General features: G+C 42.6%; 27 protein-coding genes. All 27 read left to right on the plus strand.

Annotated features, from left to right (window positions below; all coding sequences use genetic code 11):
• Positions 1 to 172: 172 nt before the first annotated feature.
• The 27 genes from topA to fliQ all read left to right on the plus strand — a co-directional run bounded on the left by topA (position 173) and on the right by fliQ (position 24,417).
• Positions 173 to 2,248: a type I DNA topoisomerase gene (gene topA / locus BN1765_RS08785; RefSeq protein ID WP_050614765.1), complete on the plus strand. Its 2,076-nt coding sequence runs from the start codon at positions 173 to 175 to the stop codon at positions 2,246 to 2,248.
• A 601-nt stretch (positions 2,249 to 2,849) separates the two neighbouring features.
• A complete protein-coding gene (gene trmFO / locus BN1765_RS08790) occupies positions 2,850 to 4,163 on the plus strand; it encodes an FADH(2)-oxidizing methylenetetrahydrofolate--tRNA-(uracil(54)-C(5))-methyltransferase TrmFO (protein ID WP_050614766.1) in 1,314 nt (437 codons plus the stop codon).
• Positions 4,164 to 4,217: 54 nt separating this feature from the next.
• Positions 4,218 to 5,111, plus strand: a complete 894-nt coding sequence (gene xerC / locus BN1765_RS08795) for a tyrosine recombinase XerC (RefSeq protein ID WP_050614767.1) — start codon at positions 4,218 to 4,220, stop codon at positions 5,109 to 5,111.
• Between the two features lie 25 nt (positions 5,112 to 5,136).
• Positions 5,137 to 5,679, plus strand: coding sequence for an ATP-dependent protease subunit HslV (hslV, locus tag BN1765_RS08800; protein ID WP_050614768.1), 543 nt, complete (start codon positions 5,137 to 5,139; stop codon positions 5,677 to 5,679).
• An 18-nt stretch (positions 5,680 to 5,697) separates the two neighbouring features.
• The gene (gene hslU, locus BN1765_RS08805) at positions 5,698 to 7,113 is read left to right on the plus strand and encodes an HslU--HslV peptidase ATPase subunit (RefSeq protein ID WP_147554248.1); all 1,416 of its coding nucleotides are present in this window, start codon (positions 5,698 to 5,700) and stop codon (positions 7,111 to 7,113) included.
• A gap of 142 nt (positions 7,114 to 7,255) precedes the next feature.
• Positions 7,256 to 8,035, plus strand: a complete 780-nt coding sequence (gene codY, locus BN1765_RS08810) for a GTP-sensing pleiotropic transcriptional regulator CodY (protein WP_050614770.1) — start codon at positions 7,256 to 7,258, stop codon at positions 8,033 to 8,035.
• Between the two features lie 583 nt (positions 8,036 to 8,618).
• Positions 8,619 to 9,011, plus strand: coding sequence for a flagellar basal body rod protein FlgB (flgB, locus tag BN1765_RS08815; protein WP_050614771.1), 393 nt, complete (start codon positions 8,619 to 8,621; stop codon positions 9,009 to 9,011).
• 2 nt (positions 9,012 to 9,013) lie between these two features.
• The gene (flgC, locus tag BN1765_RS08820; RefSeq protein ID WP_050616723.1) at positions 9,014 to 9,460 is read left to right on the plus strand and encodes a flagellar basal body rod protein FlgC; all 447 of its coding nucleotides are present in this window, start codon (positions 9,014 to 9,016) and stop codon (positions 9,458 to 9,460) included.
• A 16-nt stretch (positions 9,461 to 9,476) separates the two neighbouring features.
• Entirely contained in the window at positions 9,477 to 9,773 is a 297-nt protein-coding gene (gene fliE, locus BN1765_RS08825) for a flagellar hook-basal body complex protein FliE (RefSeq protein WP_050614772.1), read from the plus strand.
• An 81-nt stretch (positions 9,774 to 9,854) separates the two neighbouring features.
• Positions 9,855 to 11,456, plus strand: coding sequence for a flagellar basal-body MS-ring/collar protein FliF (gene fliF, locus BN1765_RS08830; RefSeq protein WP_050614773.1), 1,602 nt, complete (start codon positions 9,855 to 9,857; stop codon positions 11,454 to 11,456).
• A gap of 12 nt (positions 11,457 to 11,468) precedes the next feature.
• On the plus strand, positions 11,469 to 12,488 hold the full coding sequence (gene fliG, locus BN1765_RS08835) for a flagellar motor switch protein FliG (protein WP_050614774.1): 1,020 nt from the start codon (positions 11,469 to 11,471) through the stop codon (positions 12,486 to 12,488).
• The gene (gene fliH, locus BN1765_RS08840) at positions 12,481 to 13,251 is read left to right on the plus strand and encodes a flagellar assembly protein FliH (protein WP_069203006.1); all 771 of its coding nucleotides are present in this window, start codon (positions 12,481 to 12,483) and stop codon (positions 13,249 to 13,251) included. Before fliG ends, fliH begins: the two co-directional genes overlap by 8 nt.
• A gap of 3 nt (positions 13,252 to 13,254) precedes the next feature.
• Positions 13,255 to 14,574: a flagellar protein export ATPase FliI gene (gene fliI / locus BN1765_RS08845; RefSeq protein ID WP_050614776.1), complete on the plus strand. Its 1,320-nt coding sequence runs from the start codon at positions 13,255 to 13,257 to the stop codon at positions 14,572 to 14,574.
• A gap of 1 nt (position 14,575) precedes the next feature.
• Positions 14,576 to 15,022: a flagellar export protein FliJ gene (gene fliJ / locus BN1765_RS08850; protein WP_050614777.1), complete on the plus strand. Its 447-nt coding sequence runs from the start codon at positions 14,576 to 14,578 to the stop codon at positions 15,020 to 15,022.
• Between the two features lie 8 nt (positions 15,023 to 15,030).
• A complete protein-coding gene (locus BN1765_RS08855) occupies positions 15,031 to 15,654 on the plus strand; it encodes a MotE family protein (protein WP_050614778.1) in 624 nt (207 codons plus the stop codon).
• 32 nt (positions 15,655 to 15,686) lie between these two features.
• Entirely contained in the window at positions 15,687 to 17,273 is a 1,587-nt protein-coding gene (locus BN1765_RS08860; protein WP_050614779.1) for a flagellar hook-length control protein FliK, read from the plus strand.
• Complete coding sequence (gene flgD, locus BN1765_RS08865) at positions 17,273 to 17,932, plus strand: flagellar hook assembly protein FlgD (RefSeq protein WP_050614780.1); 660 nt, start codon at positions 17,273 to 17,275, stop codon at positions 17,930 to 17,932. The genes BN1765_RS08860 and flgD overlap by 1 nt, the downstream gene beginning before the upstream one ends.
• Positions 17,933 to 17,935: 3 nt before the next feature.
• Positions 17,936 to 18,337: a TIGR02530 family flagellar biosynthesis protein gene (locus BN1765_RS08870; protein ID WP_390621172.1), complete on the plus strand. Its 402-nt coding sequence runs from the start codon at positions 17,936 to 17,938 to the stop codon at positions 18,335 to 18,337.
• Between the two features lie 72 nt (positions 18,338 to 18,409).
• Positions 18,410 to 19,381 carry a flagellar hook-basal body complex protein gene (locus tag BN1765_RS08875; protein WP_050614782.1) on the plus strand — a complete coding sequence of 324 codons (972 nt, stop codon included), beginning with the start codon at positions 18,410 to 18,412 and terminating at the stop codon, positions 19,379 to 19,381.
• A gap of 52 nt (positions 19,382 to 19,433) precedes the next feature.
• Positions 19,434 to 19,658, plus strand: coding sequence for a flagellar FlbD family protein (locus BN1765_RS08880; protein WP_050614783.1), 225 nt, complete (start codon positions 19,434 to 19,436; stop codon positions 19,656 to 19,658).
• Positions 19,645 to 20,070, plus strand: coding sequence for a flagellar basal body-associated protein FliL (gene fliL / locus BN1765_RS08885; RefSeq protein WP_050614784.1), 426 nt, complete (start codon positions 19,645 to 19,647; stop codon positions 20,068 to 20,070). The genes BN1765_RS08880 and fliL overlap by 14 nt, the downstream gene beginning before the upstream one ends.
• A 47-nt stretch (positions 20,071 to 20,117) precedes the next feature.
• Positions 20,118 to 21,119, plus strand: a complete 1,002-nt coding sequence (fliM, locus tag BN1765_RS08890) for a flagellar motor switch protein FliM (RefSeq protein ID WP_050614785.1) — start codon at positions 20,118 to 20,120, stop codon at positions 21,117 to 21,119.
• Positions 21,109 to 22,326, plus strand: coding sequence for a flagellar motor switch phosphatase FliY (gene fliY, locus BN1765_RS08895; RefSeq protein ID WP_050614786.1), 1,218 nt, complete (start codon positions 21,109 to 21,111; stop codon positions 22,324 to 22,326). Before fliM ends, fliY begins: the two co-directional genes overlap by 11 nt.
• An 18-nt stretch (positions 22,327 to 22,344) precedes the next feature.
• Positions 22,345 to 22,707, plus strand: coding sequence for a response regulator (locus BN1765_RS08900; RefSeq protein WP_050614787.1), 363 nt, complete (start codon positions 22,345 to 22,347; stop codon positions 22,705 to 22,707).
• Between the two features lie 103 nt (positions 22,708 to 22,810).
• A complete protein-coding gene (locus tag BN1765_RS08905) occupies positions 22,811 to 23,476 on the plus strand; it encodes a flagellar biosynthetic protein FliO (RefSeq protein ID WP_050614788.1) in 666 nt (221 codons plus the stop codon).
• On the plus strand, positions 23,469 to 24,134 hold the full coding sequence (gene fliP, locus BN1765_RS08910) for a flagellar type III secretion system pore protein FliP (protein WP_050614789.1): 666 nt from the start codon (positions 23,469 to 23,471) through the stop codon (positions 24,132 to 24,134). Before BN1765_RS08905 ends, fliP begins: the two co-directional genes overlap by 8 nt.
• A gap of 13 nt (positions 24,135 to 24,147) precedes the next feature.
• A complete protein-coding gene (gene fliQ, locus BN1765_RS08915) occupies positions 24,148 to 24,417 on the plus strand; it encodes a flagellar biosynthesis protein FliQ (RefSeq protein ID WP_050614790.1) in 270 nt (89 codons plus the stop codon).
• Positions 24,418 to 24,419 lie beyond the last annotated feature (2 nt).

A 24,419-nucleotide genomic window follows, 5' to 3' on the forward strand; every position in this document is an offset into this window, starting at 1 on the left:
TATTTGCCAAAAGGCACATAAGTATGTAAGTATTAAAATTGCACTTTGCCACGTATGGCAGCATGTTCAGATTACCATAACTAAACTGCACCCGTGTGCAATACGTTGACAAATTAAAATTGAATGATTAATAATAGTGGAGATTTAAATAACCTCTTAAGGAGGATTTTGCATGTCAGAATATCTTGTCATAGTGGAATCACCAGCCAAGGCAAAAACAATTGAAAAATACCTTGGGAAAAAGTATAAAGTAAAAGCATCAATGGGACATGTTATAGATTTGCCCAAAAGTCAAATGGGCGTTGATATAGAACATAATTTTGAGCCTAAGTATATTACGATCAGGGGAAAGGGCCCCATTTTAAAAGACATTAAAACAGCGGCTAAAAAAGCCAAAAAAATCTATCTCGCGGCTGACCCCGACAGAGAAGGTGAAGCGATTGCCTGGCACTTGGCCAAATCGTTGAACCTGGATGAAGATTCAAAATGCCGGGTTGTATTTAATGAGATCACCAAGGATGCCATTAAGGAATCCTTCAAACATCCACGACCAATCAATATGGACTTGGTGGACGCCCAACAAGCGCGCAGAGTCCTAGACCGATTAGTAGGATACAATATCAGCCCTTTACTATGGAAGAAAGTGAAAAAAGGGTTGAGTGCAGGCCGTGTGCAATCAGTGGCTGTGCAACTGATTATCGACCGCGAAAAAGAAATCCTGGAATTCAAACCAGAAGAGTATTGGACGATCGGAGCACATTTCCAAAAGGATACGACAGGCTTTGAGGGCTCGTTTTTCAGCTATCAAGGGAAAAAGATTCCTCTTCAATCCGAACAGGATGTAAAGAAAATCCAAGGGCATCTGAAAGGCAATGAATTCAGGGTCTCTTCTGTAACAAAAAAAGAAAGAAAAAGAAATGCAGCGCTTCCTTTTACGACCTCTTCCCTGCAACAGGAAGCTGCACGTAAATTGAATTTCCGGGCGAAGAAAACGATGATGCTAGCCCAGCAATTGTATGAAGGAATCGATTTAGGCAAAGAAGGCACAGTCGGTTTGATTACATATATGAGAACCGATTCAACACGAATATCCGACGTTGCGGTGGCCGAATGCGCTCAATATGTAGAAAGCCATTACGGAAAAGAGTATGTGTTGACAGAGCAACGAAAAGAAAAGAAACAAGGCAAAACGCAGGATGCCCACGAAGCTGTACGGCCGACCAGCACAATGAAAGATCCGGCTTCAGTGAAAGAATTCCTTTCAAGAGACCAACATCGGCTTTACCGTCTGATTTGGGAACGGTTCGTTTCAAGCCAAATGGCACCTGCTATTCTCGATACGATGAGTGTTGACCTGGAGAATAATGAAGTTTTATTCAGAGCAACCGGGTCAAAGATAAAATTTCCGGGCTTCATGAAAGTGTATGTCGAAGGAACCGATGATAATGTAGAAGAAAAAGACAACCATCTGCCGGAACTGGCTGAAGGCGACATCGTCTTTTCAAAAGACATCGAACCTGTACAGCATTTCACACAGCCGCCGCCACGGTACACAGAAGCGCGATTGGTCAAGACACTTGAAGAGCTGGGCATTGGCCGGCCTTCCACCTACGCACCGACGCTCGATACCATCCAAAAACGCGGCTATGTTTCCTTGGACAATAAGCGTTTTATCCCTACTGAGTTAGGTGAAATTGTATCCCAGCTAATCATGGAATTCTTCCCGGAAATTCTTGAAGTGGAATTCACTGCGAATATGGAAGAAGAATTCGATAATATTGAAGCTGGAGAAATAGAATGGAAAAAAGTCATTGATGATTTCTACCGTGATTTCGAAGGCCATCTCAGAAAAGCGGAAGCCGAGATGGAAAAAGTAGAAATCAAGGATGAACCGGCAGGGGAAGATTGCGAGCTGTGTGGAAGCCCAATGGTCTTTAAGATGGGCCGGTACGGCAAATTTATGGCCTGCAGTAATTTTCCGGAATGCCGCAATACAAAACCGATCGTTAAAGCGATTGATGTACCTTGCCCTAAATGTGGGAAAGGTGAAATCATCGAAAGAAAAAGCAAGAAAAAACGCGTTTTCTACGGCTGCAACCGATATCCTGAATGCGATTTTGTTTCATGGGATAAACCGATTGCCCGCAAATGCCCTAAATGTGAAAGCTTATTGGTGGAGAAAAAGCTTAAAAAAGGCGTTCAAGTGCAATGTACGGAATGTGACTATAAAGAAGCACCGCAAAAGTAGGCGATTCAATCGCCTGCTTTTTTTTGAGAAAACGCTGTTTGGCTTTGTGAAGCATTTTATAAGGCAAATTTAAAGAATATTTGTTAAACTGTTATAGTGTTATTCACGTACAGTTGTTTTCATGAAAGAAAGCACAGTTTAACAAAGCGATGATCTGGAGAAAATAACCTGTACATAATAAAGGATTCTCTGTTAAGTGCACTTTTTCAACAAAGAGTCAATTTTGTGTGAAATGTATATGGACAAAATAAGAACAAAAAGGATATAATGGCATTCGGTTCAGTTATTTTATTGAAATAGTATTAAAAGGGATTATACGGTATTTGTTTTTCTTTCGATGTTGAAAATACACATACTGGTTAATAAAACCATACGAAGTAAAACATATTGATATACCTTTAGATACATTGTTGGCTGTTCCAACCAACTAAGTCTCTCATAGTAAAATCGAATGGCATCCAATAGACCCTTTACAGGATTTTTCATGACTCAACATAGATTGCGATTTTAGATGAAAGAGCCTTTTCTGTTCAATATACAGAATTTGAAAAATTGTGTAATACGTACGATACGTAACTATTTCTTTTTTGGAGGTTTTAGTATGAGTGATATGACAGTAAATGTAATAGGCGCAGGCCTTGCAGGCAGCGAGGCAGCCTGGCAGATTGCTAATCGTGGCATAAAAGTAAACCTTTTCGAAATGCGGCCAGTTAAAATGACGCCGGCGCACCACACGGATAAATTTGCAGAATTGGTCTGCAGCAATTCATTAAGAGCCAACACGCTGACAAATGCGGTAGGTGTCTTAAAGGAAGAAATGCGCCATTTAAACTCATTGATCCTGAAAGCGGCAGATGAGAGCTCCGTCCCAGCCGGCGGTGCATTGGCGGTGGATCGCCATGAATTTGCAGGGTATATCACTGAAGCGCTGAAGAACCATGAGAATGTAACGGTGCTTAACCAAGAGGTAAGCAAACTGCCGGATGGTGTCACTGTTGTTGCGACTGGTCCGCTTACAAGCCCGGATTTATCGGCAAAGATTGCTGAATTGACAGGGGAAGATCATTTGTACTTCTATGATGCGGCTGCCCCAATCATTGAAAAGGAAAGCATTGACTTCAGCAAGGTATATGTGAAATCCCGCTATGACAAAGGGGAAGCCGCATATGTCAATTGCCCGATGACTGAAGAAGAATTCAATGTGTTTTATGATGCGTTGATTTCAGGTGAAACGGTTCCTCTAAAAGAATTTGAAAAAGAAATCTTCTTCGAAGGCTGTATGCCTGTTGAAGTAATGGCATCAAGAGGTAAAAAAACAATGCTTTTTGGCCCTTTAAAACCGGTCGGCCTCGAAGATCCGCGCACGGGCAAACGGCCGTATGCAGTTGTCCAATTGCGCCAGGATGACGCTGCAGGAACATTGTATAATATCGTAGGTTTTCAAACTCATTTAAAATGGGGCGCCCAAAAAGAAGTGATCCGGTTGATTCCTGGCCTGGAAAACGCTGAAATTGTCCGTTACGGAGTTATGCACCGAAATACATTCATCAACTCGCCGAATGTTCTTAAGGCCACTTATCAAACAAAAAATAATCCTCATTTATTTTTTGCCGGACAAATGACCGGTGTGGAAGGATACGTGGAATCAGCAGCATCAGGATTGATCGCTGGGATCAATGCTGCCCATACGATACTCGGCAAAGAAACGGTGGAGTTCCCTGCGGAAACGGCAATCGGCAGTATGGCTAAGTACATCACGACAGCGAATCCAAAGAACTTCCAACCGATGAATGCCAATTTTGGTTTATTCCCTGAACTGCCTGAAAAGATTAGAGGCAAAAAAGAGCGTAATGAAATGCATGCTAAACGAGCATTAGAAACAATTCAGAACTTTGCGAAAAGTTTGAGTTATTAATTGCGTGGGCTACTGAATTATGTTACTATTTAGTAGCCCATGCGAGGTGATAAAATGCAAGGCTACGATGAAGCAATGCTGTCATTTTTACAATATTTACAGTTAGAAAAAAACTATTCTGATTATACGATTGACTATTATCGCCAAGATATTAACGAGTTTCTCTTGTTCATTTCTGAGCAAGCTATAAATGGATTACATATGGTTTCTTATTTTGATGCACGGCTGTATTTAACCAAACTGTATAGCAAGAATTTGGCTAAAAAGTCAATTGCGCGGAAGACGTCTTGTTTGCGGAGCTTCTATAAATGGATGATGCGGGAAGAGATGGTGGACGAAAATCCTTTTACCATGGTTGCCCTTCCAAAGAAAGAACAAAAACTTCCCCAATTCCTTTACGAAGAAGAAATCGTGCAATTGCTTGCTTCCATTCCTGAAACCACACTTGGACAAAGGAATTTGGCATTAATAGAATTGTTATATGCCACCGGAATGAGGGTGAGTGAGTGCTGTGGGTTACAAATAAAGGATATCCACTTTGCGCTTGAAACCATCCTTGTTCACGGAAAGGGAAAAAAAGACCGCTATATCCCTTTTGGGAAATATGCAGCCAACGCTTTGCATAAATATATGAATGGCGCTCGAAAAGAACTCATGAAAAAAGCAGAGCATGACTATGTGTTCGTGAACTCACGGGGCGAGCCAATAACTCCAAGAGGAATCAGGCATATTTTAAAACAAACGATCGAGCATGCATGTGTTGACGGAAAACTTTATCCCCATATGCTTCGGCACAGCTTCGCCACCCATCTCCTGAACAATGGAGCAGACATGCGTTCTGTCCAAGAGCTTTTGGGGCATGAAAATCTGTCTTCCACACAGATCTACACCCATATTACGAAAGATCAGCTGCAAAAAGTATATCAATCTTCACATCCGCGGGCTTAATGCCTGTTTTGAAAGGAGAAATACCATGGGAAATTTTCATGCAACTACTATTTTTGCCATTAGACACAAAGGGCAATGTGCCATGTCGGGTGACGGCCAAGTCACTCTAGGAAATCAGATTGTAATGAAACACACAGCGAGAAAAGTCAGAAGATTATTCAGAGGGAAGGTTCTTGCGGGCTTTGCGGGTTCAGTAGCCGATGCATTCACTCTTTCTGAAATGTTCGAAGGGAAACTTGAAGAGTATAACGGTAATCTGCAGCGTGCGGCTGTCGAGCTTGCCAAGCAATGGCGCGGCGATAAAATGTTAAGACAGCTAGAAGCGATGCTGATCGTCATGGATAAGGACAGTTTATTATTAGTATCAGGAACTGGCGAAGTCATAGAGCCTGATGATGGCATGCTGGCGATCGGTTCAGGCGGAAGTTATGCGTTAAGTGCTGGCAGAGCGTTGAAAAGATATTCCGGGGATCATTTATCCGCAAGAGAAATCGCACATGCTTCTTTAGAGATTGCCGGCGAGATCTGCGTTTTTACGAACTCCAATATTATAATTGAAGAATTATAAAAAAAGGTGGCCACTATGATGAAGATTAACCGTGAAAATCTAACGCCAAGACAGATTGTCGATAAACTGAACCAATATATTGTCGGGCAAAATGATGCCAAACGCGCTGTAGCGATTGCTCTGCGGAACCGCTATAGACGAAGCATGCTCCCAGAGAGCCTGCGGGAAGAAGTAGTTCCAAAAAATATTTTGATGATCGGCCCTACGGGAGTCGGTAAAACCGAAATCGCCAGAAGAATTGCGAAGTTGGTAGCTGCACCTTTCGTAAAAGTAGAAGCGACCAAGTTCACCGAGGTTGGTTACGTGGGAAGAGATGTGGAATCGATGGTTAGAGACCTGATGGAAACATCGATTCGGATCGTTAAAGAAGAAAAAATGCAGAGTGTTAAGGACTTGGCTGAAAAGAATGCCAATAATAGATTGGTGGAATTGTTGGTGCCATCTGCGAAGAAATCGGCTTCTTTCAAAAATCCACTTGAAATGTTCTTCGGCGGAGCTGCTGAAACAGATGAAAGCAAAGACGACACATCAACAGCGGAAGAAGCCAGCAAGAAGGAAAAACGTGAAGCCGTCAAGCGTGACCTGGATGCTGGAAAGCTTGAAGAAGTGTACGTGACTGTTGAGGTGGAAGAACAGCCGCCATCCATGTTCGACATGCTGCAAGGTTCCGGTATGGAACAGATGGGCATGAATATGCAGGATGCTTTCAGTAGCCTGATGCCCAAAAAACGGAAAAAGCGTAAACTGACTGTTTCAGAAGCGCGGAAAGTCCTTACGAACGAAGAAGCATCCAAGTTGATCGATATGGACGAAGTCACTCAGGAAGCGGTTGTCAAGGCGGAACAAACGGGCATTATCTTTATTGATGAAATTGATAAGATTGCCAGCAAGTCTTCAGGCGGTTCATCTGCGGATGTATCGCGTGAAGGTGTGCAAAGAGATATTCTGCCGATTGTTGAAGGCTCTACAGTAGTTACAAAATATGGACCGGTAAAAACAGACCATATGCTGTTTATTGCGGCCGGAGCATTCCATATCGCCAAGCCTTCCGACCTGATCCCTGAGCTGCAGGGGCGCTTCCCAATCCGCGTTGAGTTGCAAAAGCTGACAGTAGAGGATTTTCAGCGTATTCTTCATGAGCCAGACCACGCTCTTTTGAAACAATATGAAGCTTTATTAGAAACAGAAGGTATACAAATAGAATTTTCTGACGATGCTATTCGTAAGATTGCGGAAGTAGCGTATGAAGTGAACCAAAATACAGATAATATAGGTGCTCGCAGATTGCACACCATTCTGGAAAAACTGTTGGAAGATCTTTCTTTCGAGGCTCCTGATATCACGATGGAGAAAATCGTGATTACACCTCAATATGTGGAGGGAAAACTAGGAACCATTTCGAAGAATAAAGATCTCAGCCAATTTATCCTTTAATGCAGTCCAGAGATTCAACCTGCCAGCTTATCTAACCAGTTTTCGATTATAGTTCACAAAACGTTATTTTCAAGTGATAGATCAAGCAAATATAGAATTACACATAAAATTTAATATGGCACCAATTAGGAGGAACTTTTTCATGAATTTACTTGAAAAAACTAGAAAGATTAATGCAATGCTTCAAAATGCAGCTGGAAAGCCGGTAAACTTCAAAGAAATGGCAGAAAGCTTAAGTGAAGTAATCGATTCCAATGTATATGTAGTAAGCAGAAGAGGAAAGCTGCTTGGCGTTGCGATCAACCAACAAATTGAAAATGAACGTATGAAGAAAATGTTTGAAGACCGCCAATTCCCGGAAGAATACACAAACAGCTTGTTCAATCTGCAAGTTACTTCTTCCAATTTAGGAGTAGACAGTGAATACACTGCCTTCCCAGTAGAAAACAAAGATTTATTCGTGAACGGGCTTACAACGATTGTTCCGATTATCGGAGGCGGCGAAAGATTGGGAACACTAATCTTGGCCCGACTTGAAGAAAAATTCCAAGACGATGATTTAATCTTGGCTGAATATGGCGCAACCGTAGTAGGGATGGAAATCCTTCGCGAAAAAGCAGAAGAAATTGAAGGAGAAGCGAGAAGCAAAGCCGTGGTTCAAATGGCCATTTCTTCTTTGTCCTACAGCGAGCTAGAAGCAATCGAGCATATCTTCGAAGAGTTAAACGGCCACGAAGGATTGTTGGTTGCATCTAAAATTGCAGACCGTGTCGGCATTACCCGCTCTGTAATTGTCAATGCGCTTCGTAAGCTGGAGAGCGCTGGCGTGATCGAATCCCGTTCTCTTGGAATGAAAGGAACATACATCAAAGTATTGAACAATAAATTCCTTGTCGAATTAGAAAAATTGAAAAACCATTAATTTTAAATAAGCCAGCCATTACAATATGGCTGGCTTATTTATGAAATATCACGCTCGGACGTGCAACTGAATTATTAATATGTCTAAAACCCTAAAATTTTTTGAGAATTTTAGGGTTTTTTTTGAGGAAAAATTCCTAAAAAATAAGTCTTATTGACTATTGAAATGGTGAATTTTTTCACTCGGAAAAAAGGAAAAAAGTCGATTTTTCTTAATAATCGCTTGTTTTAACTGGATTCCAAATAAAAAATTCCAATATAAGGATAAATTATAGTTTTTTTGATAAATTGCATATCTTTTGCTTAAAAAGCTATATATGTCTAAAATAGGTAAATAGTAGGCGTTTTTTTTTGCTTATTTTCATTATTATGTATATATCAGCAAAATTAGACAATCAAGACCTATTATATAAGTCCCTTAAACAATAAAGTATATTTATGTCAATATTAAGGAATATTGTCAGCGCATCTTTATTATTGCCCTTTTTTTATGTAATTTGTATATATGGTTATATATTACAAAAATGTATATTAAAGTACAGTGGGATGATGACAATTAGTAAATGAATAGAAAGGTGAAAAGTATGTCGATTTTTTCGGGCACTATTGCACATTTGGAAAATGCATTGAATTATGCAAGCACTAAGCAAAAAGTCATTTCTGACAATTTGGCAAATGCAGATACACCCAATTTTAAAGCAAAAAGCGTTTCTTTTAAAAAAATGCTTGATACAGAAATGGATTCGTTCTCTACCAATAAAAGTGATGCCAGGCATTTTGATTTATCCAACGATGGCCAATCGATGCCCGGTGTTTATGTGAAGGGGAATATATCCTATAACAATAACGGCAATTCCGTTGATGCTGATAAAGAAATGAGCGATATGGCAGAGAATCAAATTTACTATAACGCTTTGATCGACCGGATGAATGGCAAGTTAAAATCGTTGGAAAATGTCATAAGGGGAGGCAAATAATGATGGGGATGTTTGACAGCATGCACAGTACAGCCTCTGCATTGACGGCCCAAAGGCTGCGTATGGACGTTATTTCGAGCAACATGGCCAATGTCGATTCGACCAGAGGCAAGTATGTAGATGGCAAATGGCAGCCATACCAGCGTAAATCTGTTGTTTTCCAACCAGGGAACGCTTCATTTTCTTCTTATCTGAATAAAGCGATGGGTTCGGGTGCTGGACAAGGAGTGAAAGTAACAAAGGTCATTGAAGATCAATCTCCTTCCAAGCTGGTGTATGACCCTGATCACATAGATGCCGATGAAAATGGGTATGTGCATATGCCCAATGTTGATCCGTTGAGGGAAATGGTGGATTTAATGAGTGCGACACGCTCATACGAAGCGAATGTGACAGTCTTCAATGCATCCAAAAGCATGATGATGAAGGCTCTTGAAATAGGCAAGTAGATAGGAGAATGAAAGAATGGCTATATCAGGTATAAATTTGTTAAATACAATACAGCAAACAACCGCCGGCAGAACAACTCCAGCGCAGGCTCAAAAGACATTTTCCTCTATGTTAAAACAATCTTTGAACGAAGTGAATGCCACGCAGATCCAATCCGATGCACTGACGAATCAACTGGCGAACGGCGGGCAAGTTGATCTTCATTCAGTGATGATTGCCTCCCAAAAAGCAAATATCATGATGCAGACAACGTTGGAAGTAAGAAATAAAGCAGTGGAAGCCTATCAAGAAATGATGAGGATGCAAGTGTAAGCCATCATATTCCTATGTACTGAATACTATGGAGAAATCCAGAGGGGCAGAGAAACATGACAAAGCGGTCGGGGGAACATGATGAAAGAAAAAGTGAACGTTTATATACAAAAAATAAAAGATATTTGGAGAAATAAAACAAATAAGCAGAAATGGATATTGATCGGATCCGTTGTGTTGGCCATTGTCTTTATCGCTGTGGCTTCTTGGTTTGTGACAAAGCCGACGATGATTCCTTTGTATTCAGACCTTTCTCCGGCGGAGACCGGGAGCATTAAGGAAAATGTGGATGCTAAGGGAATAAAAACAGAAATAGCCGATAATGGCACGACCATCCTTGTTCCGAAAGAACAGGTGGATACACTGAAAGTTCAGTTGGCATCAGAAGGGCTTCCGGAAACGGGCAGTATTGACTATTCATTTTTTAGCCAGAATGCCAAAATGGGCCTCACAGATAATGAATTCAATGTCTTGAAACTTGAATCCACCCAAACTGAGTTGGCAAATTTGATTAAGCAAATCGACGGCGTCCAGAATGCAAAAGTAATGATCTCCATGCCTGAAAAAGGCGTGTTTGTGACAGAAAACAATGAACAGGCATCAGCCTCCATCGTACTTGAGGTTAAGCCAGGCTATAGATTTCAAGATGATCAAATAAAGGCCTTATATCATCTTGTGTCAAAAAGCATCCCGAATCTTCCTGAAGAGAACATAGCTATTATGAACCAAAATTTCGAATATTACGATTTAAATAACGATAGTAAACTGGCCAATGGTTCCTCCATTGTCGACCAATTTGCCGTCAAGAAACAAATTGAACGTGACATTCAAAGACAGGTCCAAACGATGCTGGGCACAATCATGGGCCAGGACAAGGTTGTTGCATCTGTGACGGCTGATGTCGATTTTTCTCAGGAAAAAAGAGAAGAAAATCTAGTGACGCCGGTTGACGAAGAGAATATGGCCGGCATTGCCATAAGCGCCAAAAAACTTTCTGAAACATTCAGCGGCAAAGGTGCCGGTGCCGGTGGGGTACCGCAAGGGGAAGATTCTTCCGATGCAATCGGATCATCTTCACAGTATGTAGAAGGTTCAGATAATAATGGGGATTATGAGAAAACAGAAGAAACAATCAATAATGAGGTAAATCGCATTAAAAAAGAAGTGGTGGAAAGTCCTTATAAAGTAAAAGATTTAGGCATCCAAGTAATGGTTGAACCGCCGAATGCCAAGGATCCCAATTCACTGCCCCAAGAAAGAATCGATGATATCAATAAAATCTTAGGGACGATCATCCGTACAACTATTGACAAAAATGAACAAAATGAACCGTTGTCCGATGAAGATGTCGATCAGAAAATTGCTGTATCCGTACAGACGTTTAACGGCAAAGTGACATTCGATGATAAAAAAACAACTGCCATTCCGCTTTGGGCGTATATAGTAGGCGGCGTTTTGTTGGCTGCATTAATCATTCTGTTAATCCTATTTCTTCGTTCGCGCAAAAATAGAATCGAAGAGGAAGAACTGGTCATTGAAGAACAAGAAGAATTCGATGTGCCTGATGTCAATGCCGAACAGGAAACAGAGGGAACGATGAAACGGAAGCAGCTAGAAAAAATGGCAAAAGAAAAACCGGATGAGTTTGCAAAGTTATTGCGAACTTGGCTATCACAGGATTAGGGGGAAACGCAGTTGTCCAAGAAAGAAAAAAAAGCCGGCCTGACAGGCAGACAAAAGGCTGCCATCCTACTGATTTCCTTGGGGCCCGATGTCTCAGCTTCTGTCTATAAACATTTATCGGAAGAAGAAATCGAGAGACTGACATTAGAGATTTCCTCCGTCCGCAAAGTGGATTCTCTGGAAAAAGAAAGTATTCTCGATGAGTTCCATCATTTGGCGCTAGCTCAGGATTACATCACCCAGGGAGGAATTGGCTATGCGAAACAGATTCTCGAGAAAGCTTTGGGATCCGAGGAAGCGTCGGCCATCATAAACAGGCTGACGTCATCCCTGCAGGTCAAACCATTCGACTTTGCGCGCAAAGCAGACCCGGCCCAAATCCTTAACTTTATCCAAAGCGAGCATCCTCAGACAATCGCGTTGATTTTATCTTATTTGGAGCCGGCGCAGGCCGGGCAAATTCTGTCGGAGCTTCCCCAGGAAGTCCAAGCAGATATTGCACGCAGAATCGCTATCATGGATAGCACTTCGCCTGAAATTATTAATGAAGTGGAACAGATTCTTGAAAGGAATCTATCTGCGACTGTTACCCAGGATTATACACAAACGGGCGGGGTAGAAGCTGTGGTTGATGTTCTGAATGGCGTCGACCGCTCGACAGAACGGACCATCCTGGATGCTTTGGAAATCCAGGATCCTGAACTGGCAGAAGAAATCAAGAAGCGCATGTTTGTCTTTGAGGATATTGTCACTCTTGACGGACGGGCGATACAGCGTGTCATCCGCGATTCTGAAAATGAAGATCTCAAGTTGGCGCTTAAGGTGTCCAGCGAAGAAGTGAAAGAAATAATCTTCAAGAACATGTCGAAACGTATGGTGGACACATTTAAAGAAGAAATGGAATATATGGGACCTGTAAGGCTTCGGGATGTAGAGGAAGCGCAATCGCGCATTGTTGCAGTAATCCGGAGACTGGAAGAATCAGGTGAAATCATTGTGGCCAGAGGCGGAGGAGATGACATCATTGTCTAGGATCATTAAGTCTCCATGGACTGTACAGGAAGAAGAAAACACAAAGAAGATTGCCATTCTCCCCTTTAAGGCATATGGGCACATAGTAAGTGAAGAAGAGGGCGAACCACAAATGAATGGCCAGATGAGGCAGCATTTGCTGGCGGATGCCCAAAGGGAAGCGGATCAACGGATTGCTGATGCCGAGCAAGAAGCACATCGTATCCACGAGCGTATCCAACAGCAAAAAGAGCATTGGGAAAACCATGAGCGCAAATTGTTGGAAGAAGCAGCACGGGAAGCCGGCTACAGCGAAGGATACAGCTTCGGTGCCGAGCAGGGGCATGAAGAGATGAGAGAGCAAATTGCACTTGCAAAGCAGGTTGTTGAATCTGCCAAGGAAGACTATCAGAGTTATCTGGAATCAGCGGAAGATACCATTTTGCATCTTGCCGTAGGGATTGCCGAACATATATTAAACAGCGAATTGGCAAGCCATCCGGAGTCTATATTAGCGATGGTAAAAAAGGCCATTAAAGAAGTCCGGGATTATCCCGAAGTACAATTGAGGGTCCATCCGGTGCACTATGATTTCTTGCTTTCCCAAAAGGCAGAATTACTGGCTATATTTCCGAAAGAAACCAATTTGGTGCTATATCCGGATGATGAGTTGAATGAAACAGGCTGCATTATTGAATCCCCGGCAGGATTGATAGATGCAACGATCGACAGTCAGTTGGCCGAAGTAAAGAATAAGCTGGAAGAGCTACTGGAAGGGGAATAAAGCATGGATGCAAAGCAGCTCCTGCCTTTTATCAAAGAAATGGATACCTATAAAAGGTATGGGCGTGTGAAGAAAGTCGTTGGCCTTATGATTGAGTCGCAGGGCCCTGAATGTTCCGTAGGGGATGTATGCTTCATCCATGCCGGAAATAAAACCATCAGAAAAAAAATCAGGGCGGAAGTCGTCGGGTTTAAAGATGAGAATATCATTTTAATGCCTTATACAGCTGTTAATGATATTTCTCCAGGCTGCTTTGTGGAAGCCACGATGAAACCCCTTGAAATAAAAGTGGGATCCGCTTTGATTGGGAAAACAATTGATCCCCTAGGCTTTCCGCTCGATGGTTCATCTTTGCCGAAGGGGCTGGGAACAGTCGGGACAGACCGGATGCCCCCCAATCCGATGCAAAGGCCGCCCATCAACGAAAGCATTGAGGTCGGCGTCCGTATGATCGATAGTTTGCTGACTGTCGGGAAAGGCCAGCGCGTTGGGATATTTGCCGGAAGCGGAGTTGGAAAAAGTACATTGCTCGGGATGGTCGCCCGGAATACCACTGCTGATATCAATGTAATAGGGCTGATTGGCGAACGTGGCAGGGAAGTGAGGGAGTTTATAGACCGAGATCTGGGCCCTGAAGGTTTATCCCGTTCGATTGTTGTAGTCGCCACTTCTGACCAGCCGGCGTTAATGCGGATTAAAGGGGCCTATACAGCTACCGCCATTGCCGAATATTTCCGCGACCAAGGCCTGAACGTCCTGCTGATGATGGATTCAGTTACCCGTGTAGCCATGGCCCAAAGAGAGATAGGGCTTGCAGTTGGGGAGCCGCCCACGACTAAAGGATATCCGCCGTCTGTATTCGGCCTTTTACCAGGATTGCTGGAAAGGACAGGGACGAATGAGCACGGATCGATAACCGCTTTTTATACGGTTTTAGTCGACGGGGATGACATGAACGAGCCCATTGCCGATACGGTGCGGGGAATTTTAGACGGACATTTCGTCATGGACCGCGATCTAGCGAATAAAGGGCAATTCCCGGCAGTCAATGTTTTGAAAAGCATTTCCAGGCTCATGAACCATATTGCTGATGATGAGCATGTCCGGAATGCAGAGAAATTGCGCGAAATGCTGTCAAAATACATGGAAAACGAAGATTTAATAAATATTGGAGCCTATAAGAAAGGTTCATCAAAAGAAATTGATGAAGCAATCGACAAATATCCAGAAATCATCGCTTTTTTGAAGCAAGGAACAAAAGAAGCTGCTTCCAAGGAAGAGAGCATCAAGAGACTGAATGAATTGATAGGAAGTGTTCACTGACATGGGAAATTACAGCTATAAATTCGAAAAAATCCTCGGGTTGAAAGAAAACGAGAAGCATGATGCCCAAGCACGGTACGGGGAAGCGGTCAAAGCATTCGAGATAGCGGCAGAGGAATTGTACAGACTGTTGAAAAAGAAGGAAGATTTGCATGCGTTGCAGCAGGAAAAGCTGGTTTCCGGTTTATCGGTCAGTGAAATCCGCCACAATCAATTATTCGCCGATAATCTAGAAAATTTGATTAGCTACAGCCAACAAACAGTCATGAAAGCAAGGGAAAACATGAATATTTGGCAGAATAGGCTCATCGAAAAAAATATGGAAGTAAAAAAATACGAAAAAATGAAAGAAAAAGATTTTAAGAAATTCAAGGACCATGTGAAAGCAATCGAAAAGATTGAGATGGATGACGTGTCTATCCAAACATTTTTGAGCAAAGAGAATTAGGTGATTGTATGGGGAAAAAAGAAAAGCAAATAGAAGTGGAAACCGAAGAAAAACCATACAATAAATTTCAATGGTTTTTGTTTGCGATTGTTATACCGATCGTATTTGCCTTGCTATTGGGCCTTATCGTTGCATCGGTGGCGGGCATCAATGTATTTCAGTCGTTGAAAGATGTCGGAGGAAAGGTGCCGGTGATTTCGGGGATGATGGACCGTGACCAGGACGCAGCTATTGACCGGTACAAGGAAAAGGTCGTTACACTTCAAGCTGAAATAAAAAATAACGAAGTGAAAATCAGCAAACTGGAAAGTATGCTCGACACAAAAGACAAGCAAATCAACAAAAGCGATCTTGAGAAGGAACGGCTCGAGCAGCAGATCACAGAGCTGAAAGCCGTCCAGAATGATAATAAGAAAGCCTATAAAGACATCATCCGAACATACGAATCAATGGCTCCCAAAAAATCGGCGCCCATCATAGCCAGTTTGAAGGAGGATGAAGCCGTTAAGCTTCTTTCAAACTTAAAGCCGGATACGTTGGCAGCTATATTGGAGAAAATGGACCCAGCTGTCGCGGCACGCCTGACACAGAAGCTGACAGTCCAAAACGAAAAGACAGATTCCGGTAATTAGGCGAAAGAGCAAAATGGAAGGGAGGTGAAAATATGAATATGTTGGCCATTCAGTCTATGGCGGCAAGCGGAGCATCATTAAGCCCAAAACGACCGGACGAGACAGGGAAGTTTGGCGATTTATTATCAAACCAATTAGCGATCGGCCCTTCAAACACCAATGGGGAAGAGCAGACTGACGGGACTAAGAACTTGCTGCAACAACTGGTAGATATCCTAAATCCACCTTCTGAAGAGCAGGAGGCATTGTTGCCATTAACAACGGCTGATGAACATTCAATCTCAGAAACGGAAATACTTGAGGATTTGAAGGATGAGGGTTTAGATGTCAGCAGCATGGCAGGAATGATTGCTGGGTTAACAACTCTAATTGAACGGTTAGCCTTGAACGATATGGCGAAAATGCCGCCTGAATATATCAAAAGTTCCAGGAACAATGAATTGTCAAATCAAGAGAGCAGAATAAATCCTTTGATAGAGAAGGGGAAAATCAGTGCTGCAGGATCTGATGCGCTTATTGGCCAAGAGGGATTACAACAGCATAATATGCTCGGTGCTTATACAGATGGGGAAACCAATACTGAATCGATGTTTCTTTTATTAAAGGACTTAAATAAAAGTCAAACTATAACTCCACAATCGGTAGATACAGTGCCAAATCGTAATTTGCCGATGGATGAGGTTTCCGTAAAAAACGTTTTGGGAGAGTTAATTCATCTAATAGATAAAATAAATAGCCGAAATGATTTGACCAAGTTAGTAAAGCAATTAAATACCAGTACAGCTATACAAGGGGAAGGGAAATCTTCTAAAAATCCGCTGCAACTATTGATGGACTTGCTAAAAGGATCAAAAGCGATTACCCAATTTGCAGACCATAAGATTACTAGTGATCCTCAAAAAGGGCTAGTGCTAGAGTTAGCGGATAAATTGGAAGAATTCAGCGATAAATTAAAGGGGACTTTACAGTTTAACATGGCTGGGAAAAAGGATAGCCCTCGTTTACTTGCTGGACAAACGAGTTTAAATATCCCTAAAAATATGTTTGCTTTAAAAGTTGATTCATCAAATATGGATAGTCAAATTCTAAAAAAGGATATGACGATTGATTCAACAACGCCCAACAATCCATTCTTGCCCACGACCAAAGTTGAACAATATGTATGGAATATGGGCAGCAATAAACAAACAATAAATGCCGAGCAGTTTACAAAAGCGTTTGAAAATATACTGAACAAAGCTCATTTCACCAGCCATAACGGAACGCAAAAATTATTGATTAGGCTGAACCCGGAGAATCTTGGTTCCTTGAAAGTGGAATTGATCCAAAAAGACGGCGTCATGATGGCTAAAATTATGACAAGTACAAACACTGCAAAAGAGATTATGGATAGCCAGATGCATAGCCTGAAGCAAGGGCTTGCCAACCAGAATATCCATGTCGAAAAAATAGAAATTTCCCAAGGGTTGGGCAGTTTGCCCCAAGAAAGGAATCTGGGCAGGGAGCAAGGCCAGCAGCAACAGCCAAATCAACAACAGCATCAAAAACAAACAGAAGAGAACGATGAATTTTTATCCCAATTCGCGAATGCGATGGACCAAAGCGAGGTGGAAGGTTAATGACAGCTTCAGTCAATCAATCTCTTTTATATACAGACTATCTAAAAGAGCAGCAAGCTAAACGAAATACAGGCGATACGCTTGGTAAAGATGCTTTCTTAAAAATTTTAATGACCCAGTTGCAAAACCAGGATATGAATAACCCGATGGAGGATAAAGACTTTATCGCCCAAATGGCACAGTTTTCATCCTTAGAGCAAATGACCAATATGGCCACTAACTTCGAAAAACTGGCGAACATGCAGCAGCAAAGCCAGCTGATTACGTATAACCAATTCGTTGGGAAGGAAGTCAAATGGCATAAAATCCAGGAATCAGATGAACCAAATGGGAACCCGGGCATTCAGGAAGGTACAGGAACGATTCAAACCATTCAATATAAAGACGGTTCTGTTTTCTTTGTACTTGAAGACGGAACGAAACTGGAACCAGCCAATATATCAGAAGTGAATCAATCAGGATCTGCTGCTGGCACCGGTGGATCATTGCTGCAGGCAAGCGAGCTGATCGGGCGCAATGTCACCTGGAAAAAAGATGAAACAGAGCAGCATGCTATCGTAAAATCTGTCTTTATTAAAGACAATAAAGTGCTGTATGAATTGAACGACAATGCAGCTACCACGATCACGGCTGACCAAATCACGAAAATTTCAGCATAGGGAGTGATTGCATTGAAACCTACTTTTCAGCAAATTCAGCATCCTCCCATACATGCCAGCGCTTTAATTGGCACAAAACAAAAACAAGGCCCTTTCATTGCAAATGGCGGATTTTCAGAACAGTTGCGGGAAGCGGCTGCAAAAACCGAAAAATTATCGATCAGCAAACATGCCACTATGAGGCTGCAGCAGCGAGGCATCGATATTTCACAGGAAACATGGGACAAAGTGAATGAAAAAACAAATGAAGCCAAGAAAAAAGGCATCACCGATTCACTGGTTCTCTTGGATAATGCGGCACTCATCGTAAGCACTAAAAACAAAGTAGTTGTCACGGCAATGGGGAGAAATGAAGCGGCCGGACAGATTTTTACCAATATAAATGGAACTATACTAATCGATTAAGGCTGGACCTTTAAAAGGGGGCCTTGGGGCCTGCTGAATGAAAGAAGCGGCCCGGAGAAAGGGGAAAAGAACATGCTACGCTCAATGTACGCAGGAATAAGCGGGATGAAAAACTTTCAAACAAAGCTGGATGTGATTGGGAATAATATTGCGAACGTCAATACCTATGGATTTAAAAAAGGGCGGGTTGTCTTTCAGGATATGCTGAGCCAAAACTTGTCTGGTGCAAGTGCGGCTACTAGTACGCGAGGAGGTGTCAACTCAAAACAAGTGGGGTTAGGTTCACAGTTGGCAGCAATCGATACGATTCAAACTTCTGGCAGCACACAAACTACCGGAAGAACATTAGATTTATCGATCAGTGGGGATGGCTACTTTGTAGTGGCAGAAGCCATGGTTAAACCAGGAACCGGGGATAACGATGATGCTGTTACTATATTAGAAAAAAAATATACAAGAGCAGGTAATTTTTATTTAGATAAAAACGGTTATTTGATCAACAGTGAAGGATTATATGTTTTGGGATACGAAAGTAAAGAAACTGATGCCGATCAAGATTCTAATACAGGTAATGCTGGTCAAAATGCTAATCAAGAACCTAAATCATTAATAAAAATCCCTACAGATGCGAAGGATATCTCAATTGGACCAGACGGAAAAGTAAGTTTTATTCCAGCAACTAAAACAAGTGAGAATGGTGGGGGAGAAGAAAAGGTTGGAGATGGAGATGGAGATGTAACTCAAAACGAGGGACTATCAGTTGCTGGAACGATTTCTTTTGCTAAATTTGCAAATTCCGGCGGTTTACAAAAGTCTGCAAGTAATTTGTTTACACCGACAAGTAATTCAGGGGATGCTATTTTTACTAAAGCAGGCGAAGGCGGCACTGGTACGGTTGCTTCAAGCACCCTAGAAATGTCCAACGTCGACCTTTCCGAAGAATTCACGGAAATGATTGTCGCCCAACGCGGATTCCAGGCGAATACGAAAATCATCACCACATCCGACGAAATCCTGCAGGAGCTTGTCAATCTGAAACGATAAAGAGTAAGGGAGGGAGGAGCCCCGGCTAATTGAATCCTGGGCTCCTCATAAAATGATTAAAGTAACTAGTTTAAACGGCAAGCCGTTTTCTCTGAATGCGATGTACATAGAAAGGATTGACTACAATCCCGATACGACTATTACATTAACAAATGGACATAAATATTTGGTGCGCGAGTCCGAAGCAGATATGACAGCAGCCATTTCGGCATTTTATAGATCCATACGCGTTTTCGGACGGCAAGAGATTGTGGGGGTACAAGATGAAGAAGAATAAGCCGCTGACGATCATGATCATCATTTTAGTCGTCATCACGTTGGTCGCCGCCATCGCTTTGGTCATGGTGCTTAATACGAAGAAAGACGACAGCAAAGGGCCGTCTATTGACCAGATTGTTAAGACTTCAGTGGAAGTGCCGGAAATCACGACGAATTTAGATGAAAATGGATTTATAAAAATATCTTTTATGATTGAAACAGACAGTAAAAGCGCCAAAAAAGAATTGGAAAAGCGCAATTTCCAGGTGAAGAATATTATCATCAAGGAACTTTCGCAATGGAAGTCCTCGCAAATGGAAGGCGAACAATGGATGCCGAACCTTGAAAGCAAGCTTAAGGATAAGTTCAACGGCATTATGCAAGACGGAAAGGTAGAAGAAGTGTTAGTTACCTCCTCCATCATTCAATAGAAGCGATACAGTTCAATGCAAATGACACTTTTGGGGGGTGATTAAGCTTGTCCAGTGAGATTTTATCGCAAAATGAAATCGATGCCTTGTTATCAGCTCTGTCTACTGGCGAGATGGATGCCGATGAACTAAAAAAAGAAGAGGTTGAAAACAGAGTAAAAGTTTACGATTTTAAGAGAGCCCTGCGCTTCTCTAAAGACCAGATCCGCAGTTTGATCCGGATCCATGAGAATTTCGCCAGACTATTGACGACATTCTTTTCCGCGCAATTAAGGACGTATGTGCAGATTTCCGTTGCCAGTGTCGACCAGATACCGTACGAGGAATTTATCCGTTCAATTCCTAAGATGACAATCCTCAATGTCTTTGAGGTTCCGCCATTGGATGGGAGGATCGTCATGGAAGTCAATCCGAATATTGCCTATGCCATGTTGGACAGGGTCCTTGGCGGCAGGGGAACGAGCGTTAATAAAGTCGATACGCTGACAGAAATTGAAACAAAAATCATGTCTAATTTGTTTGAAAGAGGTTTTGAGCACCTGCAGGAAGCATGGGCGACGTTAGCGGATATTGATCCCATCCTGTCGGAGTTTGAGGTGAATCCGCAATTTCTGCAGATGGTTTCGCCGAATGAAACAGTCATTGTCATTTCGCTGAATACACAAATAGGGGAAGCGAGCGGGATGATCAATATCTGTATACCGCATGTCGTGCTGGAGCCGATCATACCAAAGCTTTCCGTCCACTATTGGATGCAGACTTCACAGAGGGATCGTTTGCCGCATGAACGGGAAAAACTCGAAAAGGAAGTAAAAAACGCAAAGGTATCTTTAGTTGCAGAAATAGGCACCGCAGACATTACGGTCCAAGATTTTCTTCAGCTGGATATCGGCGATGTAATTGATTTGAATACGCATTTGAATAGCCAGTTCAGCCTGAAGGTCGGCGGCATACCAAAATTCTTGGGGCAGCCGGGCAAAGTCGGCAATAAGATGGCGATTCAAATTTTAGATATTGTGAAGGGGGGAGAGGAAGAAGATGATGAGTGAAGATATGTTATCGCAAGATGAAATTGATGCATTGCTCAAAGGTACAGATGATGACGATGATGACTTTATGGATTCTCCTCTGATTGATGATTATATAAGTATGATGGAAAAGGATGCGCTTGGAGAAATCGGCAATATTTCATTCGGCAGTTCGGCAACTGCTTTATCGACATTGCTGAATCAAAAAGTGGAAATTACCACCCCGACCGTGTCCCTGATCGACCGGAATAAGTTGCACGAAGAATTTCCTCATCCTTATGTCGCGATTCAAGTTGAATATACGGTCGGATTCTCAGGGTCTAATTTATTGGTGATCAAGCAAAGCGACGCCAGCATTATTGCCGATTTGATGCTTGGAGGCGACGGCGAAAACCCGCAAGACCTGCTGGGTGAAATCCAGTTGAGCGCCGTTCAGGAAGCCATGAACCAAATGATGGGTTCAGCTGCCACTTCTATGTCTACCATCTTTAATAAAAAAGTGGATATTTCTCCGCCAAGCATTGATTTATTAAATATTGAGGCTGGCCAAGGGGAAGAAAGCATCCCGCCGGACAGCCTTTTGGTGAAAATTTCATTCCGCTTAAAAATAGGCAACTTAATCGACTCCAGTATTATGCAACTATTGCCGGTCAAATTCGCCAAAGAGCTGGTGGGTGAATTGTTGAATGGACCTGCTGATACAGCACCAGTGAGCAAGCAGGATCACATACCGGCGGAAGAAGAGATTCATGCGGCCCAAAACGAAATAGAAAGCGTCCAGGCCCAAACTGCTTCTGCTTATACAGAAGAATATCGGCCGCAGGAAATGCAGCAGCCATACGAACCTGCTCCGCAGCAGCATGCCCAGCAACAATACGCTTCACAGCCCGTGCAGCCAAAACAGCCGGTGCATGTCCAGCCTGCGAGTTTTTCGACTTTCCAAACTTATGAGACCCAGGAAACGGGCATTAAAAACTTGGATATGCTTCTTGACATCCCATTGCAGGTTACGGTCGAACTGGGCCGCACTACTAAATCGGTTAGAGAAATATTGGATTTGTCAAATGGATCTATCGTGGAGCTGGACAAACTCGCTGGCGAACCGGTAGATATTTTGGTCAACAGCCGTCTGATTGCACAGGGAGAGGTTGTGGTGATCGATGAGAATTTCGGTGTCCGTGTGACGGATATTATCAGCCAGAGCGATCGCTTAAAAAAATTACGTTAACAGTTGGGGGTACTATAAATGGCACATAAAATTCTGATAGTGGATGACGCAGCATTCATGCGAATGATGATAAAAGATATTCTTTCAAAAAATGGATTCGAAATTGTCGGTGAAGCTGCCGACGGTTTGCAGGCAATCGAAAAATATAAAGAAACACAGCCTGATTTGGTGACAATGGATATTACCATGCCTGAAATGGACGGCATAACAGCCTTAAAGGAAATCAAGAAAATGAACCCTTCAGCGAAAATTATTATGTGTTCGGCGATGGGGCAGCAAGCAATGGTTATTGACGCCATCCAGGCAGGAGCTAGAGACTTTATTGTAAAGCCGTTTCAAGCAGACCGTGTACTTGAAGCAATCAATAAAACATTAGGCTAATACACAGTTTTTCGTAAGGGCACATCGGCGGCCGTCCATCTGGGAACCATGATTCAGTGGCCGCCGCAAAGTTGTCATCACAGCAGTTAGAGGGTGTAAGACGTTGTCTGTAAGAGTTAAAAAATATGTAGTAGGAATATTGTTTTTTTGTTTCTTCTTTATGTTTGCGGCCTCAGGATACGCTCAAGAAGATAAGGTCCAGGAAGGCTCTGTCAAAGAAGCCTACTCGCATAGCAAGGAGCCCAAGGAAACGAAAGAGCCGAAAAAAACAGAATCTCCATCTTCTGCAGAAAGTTCAGCCGGCATTGGTTTCTCGGATATATTTCGCGTAATGGCTGCTTTTTTATTCGTCATAGCGCTCTTATTTGTATTGCTTAAATTCGTCAACAAGAGAAGCAAAGGCTACCAAAACGGAAAGTTGGTCCAGAATCTTGGGGGGGCAAGCCTGGGAAACGCAAAATCCATCCAGGTAGTTAAAGTGGGCAATAAGTTATTTGTGGTTGGTGTTGGCGACGATGTGCAATTGCTCCACGAAATGACAAATAAAGATGAAATCAACGATATGTTGAAAGAATTCAATGCGGCAGCCGAAGCCAAATTGGCATCTGCCGACGTGTTCGGAAAATGGGGGCTTAGGAAAAAAGAAACTGGAGCGACGGCAGATCCCTTTACGGACCAGCTCAAAAAGCAGCTTAACCAGCTCTCTGCCAACCGTAAAGCACTGAAAGAGGAGTACATGAAGAAGAAGGGGAAGACAAGGCATGAATGAATTTATGAGTTTTTTTAATAACAGCGATCCTTCCGCCGTGTCTTCTTCGGTTAAATTGCTTTTGGTTTTTACTGTGCTATCGTTGGCTCCTAGCATTTTGATTTTAATGACATGCTTTACGAGGATCATTATTGTGCTGGGCTTTGTCAGAACGTCGCTTGCCACACAACAGATGCCGCCCACTCAAGTCCTGATTGGCATTGCTCTCTTTATGACTTTTTTCGTTATGGCCCCGACCTTTCAAGAAGTGAATGAAAAGGCATTGACGCCGCTCTTCGAAGAGAAAATTAATCTAGAACAGGCATACGAAGAGGCAACTGGTCCCTTCAAAGAGTTTATGAGTGCTCAGACTAGAGAGAAAGATTTAGAGTTGTTTTTATCATATGCTCAATTGGAAAGACCAAAGAGCACTCAGGATATTCCATTGACCGCATTAGTCCCTGCTTTTGCTATCAGCGAAATCAAGACAGCCTTCCAGATTGGATTCATGATCTTTATTCCGTTTTTGGTGATCGATATGATTGTGGCCAGTGTTCTGATGTCCATGGGTATGATGATGCTGCCTCCGGTCATGATTTCCCTTCCGTTCAAAATACTGCTGTTTGTATTGGTCGATGGTTGGTATTTGGTCGTAAAATCTCTACTACAAAGCTTTTAGTTGGTGATATGAAATGAGTCAAGAATTTGTTATTAATATGGCTGAAAAAGGGGTCTATACCGTTTTAATGATCAGCGGCCCACTTATGCTGCTGGCTTTGGTCATCGGATTGATTATCAGTATATTCCAGGCGACCACGCAGATTCAGGAGCAGACGCTGGCCTTTGTGCCGAAAATTGCCGCCGTCTTGCTGGGGCTGATCTTTTTTGGGCCGTGGATGCTTACTCGCATGATTTCCTATGCGACTGACATTTTTGCCAACCTGAATAGATTCGTAGGGTAGCA

Origin of the sequence: Bacillus testis (assembly GCF_001243895.1) — a bacterium.
Classification (GTDB): Bacteria; Bacillota; Bacilli; order Bacillales; family DSM-1321; genus Bacillus_AD; species Bacillus_AD testis.